Raw genomic sequence first — 6,190 nt, forward strand, 5'->3', positions numbered from 1 at the left:
TTTTAAAAAGTTTAAAACTATGGTGTTTTTGTATATACTCGTGCCACCACTTGGAGTGGTGGCACGAGTACAAAAAACTCTATATCTTTACACCATGATAATTCATTCTGCAGATTTTGTAAGTAGTTATGTTAATTGGTTAGATTGCCCTAAGGAAAACCTGCCTGAATATGCTTTTATAGGTAGAAGTAATGTAGGTAAATCTTCTTTAATTAATATGCTTACTGACAGAAATAGCTTAGCTAAAATTTCTAACACTCCCGGAAAAACGCAGTGTATTAATTTCTTTTTGATAAATGAAGAATGGCATTTAGTAGATTTGCCTGGCTATGGTTATGCAAAAGTGAGTAAAAAAGAAAGAGAAAAGTGGTTGCAGTTTACTAAAGCTTACATTGGACAAAGAAAGCAACTGCTTAATGTTTTTTTATTGATTGATACTCGCATACCACCACAAGATATTGATATAGAGTTTGCCAATTGGATGGGCGGAAAAGGTATACCGTTTTCTATAGTTTTTACTAAAAATGACAAGCCTAAAAAAACAGCTAAAAACATAGAAGCTTTTAATAATGAACTACTAAAGCACTGGGACGAAACTCCTGTTAGTTTTATAACTTCAAGTGCAAAAAGAACTGGAAGAGAAGATATATTGGATTACATAGATGAAATAAACCAAACGCTTCTTCAACGTTAATTCTCAAGGGGTTTAAACCCCTTGGAAAAATAGTAAAGGTAAAATTTGCTAAGTGGTAGTGGTACAAACATACATCTATCACACAAATAAGAAAGGGTAAACCAGTTGGTTTACCCTTTCTTAAAAATTATTTTATACTAATACCAATTGTTAACACAAAATAGTCTAATCTATTTTGTGTTCTACAATGGTAAATGCCGATAGAGCAATATATTTAGTACAATAAGGCGAAGCCGAAATTGGACTATTATATATTCCTAATCGGTATAATTAGAATTTCAAAATCTTGAACTCTGTACGTCTGTTCATTTGATGTTCTGCTTCAGAACACGGAGAAGCATTTGTTGGCTCACATGCACAACCATTCACTAATTGGCTTTCTCCATATCCTTTCCAAGTCATTCTGCTGGCAGAAATACCTCTTGTAACCATATACTCTACAGCCGCTTTAGCTCTGTTAGTAGATAGCTTTTCGTTATATGCCCAACTTGCTCTACAATCTGTATGAGAACCTAATTCTATTTCCATTGTAGGATTGTCTTTCATTATTTTAACTATCTTGTCAAGCTCTATAGCTGCATCAGGTCTAATGAAATACTTATCTAAATCGTAGTAAATATTTTCAATTTTAATACCTACTCCTTTTTGAACGTAATCTAAATACATTTCTCTTGTCATTTCAGAAGGACATTCCATATTGTTAGTATTAAATGCTTCTGTTACAGCAAGGTATTTAAACTCCGGCTTTTCTACATCTTTCATTGCTACTAATTCATACTCTGCATTTGGTTGTATTCCTATAAACTCAACATATCCTTCGTCATTTGTTTGACCTGAATAATATTTATTGTCAATTTTGCTAAACAATTTAACGTTAGCATTGCTTAATACAATATTCGTTTTCTTGTCTTTTACATAAACAACTAAAGAACATGCTTTCTTATCTATTTTTCTTAAAGGAACTTCAATTTCTTTATCTTTATCAAATATTGAAAAAGGAATTTCTTTAGGGAAATAACCATCTAAAGAGGCATCTAATACGCAAGTAGAGTAAGGAGAAATACTCATTACACTTTTACCTTTAGTATCTGTTAGCTTTTTACCATTTATACAATCAGGTATGTTAATTAACACATTGCCTAATGGCTCTAAAGTTTGCTCATCATAAGCTAAAACTTTTAGTCTTATACCGCCCGGTCCATCTGTTCCGTCTTTAGCTTTAAATACATAAATATCATCAGAACCCAAACCACCTGGTCTGTTAGAAGATATAAAACCAAATCCTGCTTGATCGCTATAAACATAGTTAAAGTCATCAAATGAAGTGTTGAATGGAGCACCTATATTCTCCGGTGTTGACCATTTACCTTCAGATTTAGTTGTTTTATAAATATCTAAACCGCCTATTCCATAATGTCCGTCAGAAGCAAAATATAAAGTGTTTTCATCTGCTAAGAAAGGAAATTCTTCATCAGAAGGCGTATTTACTATACTACTTAAATTTTCCGGCTCACTCCATTCTCCATTTTCGCCTTTATATATAATGTATAAATCTGTTGCTCCCTGTGCATTATTAAAATTAGGTGCATCACTAGAAAACACAATGGCATTTCCATCTGGAGATACTGTAGCGTGTGCTACTGAATACTCTTTATTATTGAAGCTAAATGGTTCAGAAACTTTCTTAATTTTTTTAGATGTTTTTGTTAAATCAACTTCTAACAACTTTAGTTTAACTGTTTTGTCGGATTTTGATTTAGTAGTATTGCTATTAACATAAAAACTTCTAGTTAAATACATAGTTTGGTCATGGAACGTTGCCGGCCCGTCATGAAACATACCATTATACTGATCATTGTTAAATTTTACCGGAGCTGATTGCTCGTCAAAAGAAACTACTGAAGAATATAAATCTGTATATTTTTGGTGCGTCCAATTATCTTGGTCGCCATCTGAAATTGGTCTTGTAGAACAAAATACAGCTTCCGAAATATTTTTAAATGCTATTCCAAAATCTGACTCCGCTGTATTTAATGCTGTTGCATTCTTTAAATCAATATTTGGATTAGGTGTTGATATATCTGTTATATAATCAAAACCATTGATAATTTCAGAAACATACTCTGCATTTTTAGACGTATTATAATCTCTATATGCCTTCAATGCTTTATCATACTTTTTAGCACTCATTAAAGCTTGTGCATAATAAAACAGATTTTCTTTATTATCCGGCTCAAGTTCAACTAATCTTCCGTACCAATATTCGCTATCTTTATAATTGGCAATATGTCTGTATGAACTTGCCAATCCTTTAATAGCGTTAACATTATTGGGGTCAGAATTTAAAGCTTGCTTGTATTCTTCAATAGCGTTGATAAAGTCAAAATTCTTTTTGTATTTATCGCCATCCGATAAGCTTTTTTGTGCTTGCAAACTCATTAATACAAATATATTAATGAATAAGATGCTTAATATTTTGGGGAATTTACTCATTGTGTTCGTTCCTTTTTAGTTTTAGAAATAGTTAATGTAACGTGGTGTAGTAATTCTTTGATTGTCAAATGCATCACGTTTTCTATCAAATTTAAAGTTGATTAAAAATTCGTGCGATCCATTTTCGTAATCACCTAAGTCAGATAATGTATAATCATAAGCATATCCAATCTCTAAGTTTTTAACTACCATTGCTTTAATCATACCTATTACAGCAGATCCTTTTCCTACCTTAACTTCTTTATTGTTTGTGTAGAAATTTCCTCCAAATCTATAGCCTGCACCCAACCACAATCTTTCAAATAATAAGAAATTAGCATTAACATCAAAATCAATTGGTGTATGCTTAACAAACTTCATCATAAATGAAGGGTAGAATTTAAACTTACCTCCGTCTAATTTACCTACTACTAAACCACCTGTTAAGAAATAATGGCGGTATTCTTGAGCATTATTACTATTGTGATTAACCGTTTGATCATGATATAATCTATTATTTAATAAGTGAGGCACAGAAAATCCAACATAAAATCTATCTCTTTTATTCCATAAATAAATACCAGCTCCAAAATTGAAGGTATTGATATTTGGGAAAGAGTTTAATTGACTACCAACTTGATCCGGATCTAAGAAACGTACGTTATCCACTTGATAAAGCTTATAAGAACCTCTAACCCCTATTGATAATTTCAATTTAGTACCTAAAGGTATTCTATACGCATAGTTAATTCCAAAATCATAGGTTTTATAAGGTCCTATTATATCATTGTGGAAATTAAATCCTAAGGCATTATTAGAACGCTTAAATGGCGAATGAATACTAAACGATGTGGACTGAGGTGCTCCCTCAATTCTATCGCCTACATTAAAGAAACGCCATTGTTCCCTATGCAATACTTCAAAATGCAAAGCTTCTTTTTTACCTGTATAAGCAGGGTTAAAATACAAGTTGTTAAACATGTAAAACGAATACTGTGCATCTTGTTGGGCTATGCTACTCATAGCCCAAAAGATTCCTATAATTAATATTACTACTCTTTTCATTGTATTCTAGTTTGAGTTTTTAGTTTAAATTATCTATAAATAACTACGTATGATGCCATATTTCTACCCGATCCATTATTCAATTGTAGTATGTAGAAGTATGTTCCATCAGGCAACTGATTTCCTTTAAAAGTTCTACCTACAAAGTTGTTTCTATATGGACCTTCGCTATTCCAAACTTCATCACCCCATCTGTTAAACACTTTAAGTGTAGCATTTGGATATAATCTGTCTAAGTCAGGAATTACAAAAGCATCATTGGTGCCGTCACCGTTAGGCGTAAATCCTTCCGGTATAAATATGTCTCCGTCAACATATACATATACCCAAGCAGAATCACACAATACTTCGCCATCTGTTAATGTTTGACAAACTACGTATTGGAAGCTATCTACTCTTGCATATTCATCATCAGAAACATAATTTACTATGCCGTTCTCACTATCTGTTACAGTAACCGTACCATGAGCAGGATCTGTAATAATTGTAGTGTTAGAACTCACTGCATTCGGATTCAAGTCATCATTATCAAATAAGCTGATGTCAACCGGTGTCTGAGCTATAGCTGTTGTAGTATCGTTATTAGCATTGATTGGCTCATCTGGAACACCTTCAATATTAAAGCATACTGTAAATGTAGCTGTCAATTCAGGACAAGCCACGTTGTAAGCTATAACCGTTGCAGTATCTGCACCGCTCATATCTTGATAAGGAGTGAATGTAAACGTTCCTGTAGTATTATCTATTTCTAAAGTAGAAGGATAATCAAATATAGAAGAACTTACTACCTCGTAGGCAACTTCTCCAGTTAAAACTGCTGCATAATCATCATTTGCTGCCCAATCTGAAGTGTTTCCTGTAAAGCTTTCGTCTTCTAATAAGTCATAGCATCCATCATCTACTACAGAAGGATAACCATCTACATTAATAGTTATACTATCTATAGATCTACAGATATTCTCTCCGAATACTGTTGTTGCAACTATATAGTAAGTTGTATTTACTGTCGGACTCACTACTCCGTCCATATTTTCAGAAACTACTACACCTGTAGGAGAATTTATTCTCCATGAATAACCCGGTGTGTTTACTGCAGTTACTTCTGCTGTTAATACATAATCTGAATGTAAGCAATTGGTATCTGCATCTGCTAAACCAACTATTTCAGCTGATTCATTAACTGTTACCAATACTTCATCTCTTGCTACACAATCTCCAATTACTTCATACCAGTAGAATCTGTATGTACTAGTAGGATTTACGTAAGGGATTAAACCACTTACTGTTGTTTGTGGATCTGTAGAATCTGCAAAAGCTATATTTCCTGCTCCATTATATACCCAATATCCTGTACCCAATGGCGATAATGTAGCATCTAACTGAACACTTCCTCCAAACTGTGGTAAACAGATAGTAGTATCATTACCTGCATTAGTTATATGTGGCTGAGTTACCGTTAATACCACAGTATCAGATACTGAACATAATCCGTTTTGGTTAGTCCATACAAAAGTATAGATATTAGACTGACCTGTGCCGCCTTGTGGTTGTAAGTTTACAACCGCATTAGGATTATCAAAATCAAGAGAAACTGTAGGTCCTACTAATTGAGTCCAAGCATTTAACTGACCATCTCCTGTTGCTTGCAATTCGTAATCTTGGAAACCACATATTGTATCATCCGGCCCTGCATAAACATTGTTAGGTAAGCTATCTACGTTGAAGCACACAGATACGGTATCTCCCATTAAACCAGGAATAGTATCGTGAACTGCCACTGCATAGAAGCAATTTTCTCCTACATTTAACGAAGCTGGTGTTACAGGGCTTCCTATTCCCACTAAGTTATCATTAGCATCAAACCAATTAATAGTTGTATATGGCTCTGTTGTACCACTTAATGCCGGTATATCTTCAGTTTCACAAATATCATCTATAGGTGCTAATACCGGATCATCA

General features: G+C 33.5%; 4 protein-coding genes. 1 reads left to right on the forward strand and 3 read right to left on the reverse strand.

From position 1 onward, the window contains the following. Window positions 1-94 precede the first annotated feature (94 nt). A complete protein-coding gene (locus H6578_05815) occupies window positions 95-694 on the forward strand; it encodes a YihA family ribosome biogenesis GTP-binding protein (GenBank protein MCB9226669.1) in 600 nt (199 codons plus the stop codon). Between the two features lie 270 nt (window positions 695-964). On the opposite strand, the gene H6578_05820 is transcribed toward H6578_05815, so the two are convergent. The 3 genes from H6578_05820 to H6578_05830 form a co-directional block, all read right to left on the reverse strand. Continuing rightward, on the reverse strand, window positions 965-3,187 hold the full coding sequence (locus H6578_05820; GenBank protein MCB9226670.1) for an OmpA family protein: 2,223 nt from the start codon (window positions 3,185-3,187) through the stop codon (window positions 965-967). A 21-nt stretch (window positions 3,188-3,208) separates the two neighbouring features. Next, window positions 3,209-4,231, reverse strand: a complete 1,023-nt coding sequence (locus H6578_05825; GenBank protein ID MCB9226671.1) for a type IX secretion system membrane protein PorP/SprF — start codon at window positions 4,229-4,231, stop codon at window positions 3,209-3,211. A gap of 29 nt (window positions 4,232-4,260) precedes the next feature. Further along, window positions 4,261-6,190, reverse strand: a 1,930-nt coding sequence (locus H6578_05830) for a gliding motility-associated C-terminal domain-containing protein (protein MCB9226672.1), incomplete at its 5' end; no start/stop codon positions are given.

This window comes from Chitinophagales bacterium (assembly GCA_020635995.1).
Taxonomy (GTDB): domain Bacteria; phylum Bacteroidota; class Bacteroidia; order Chitinophagales; family UBA8649; genus JAFMKE01.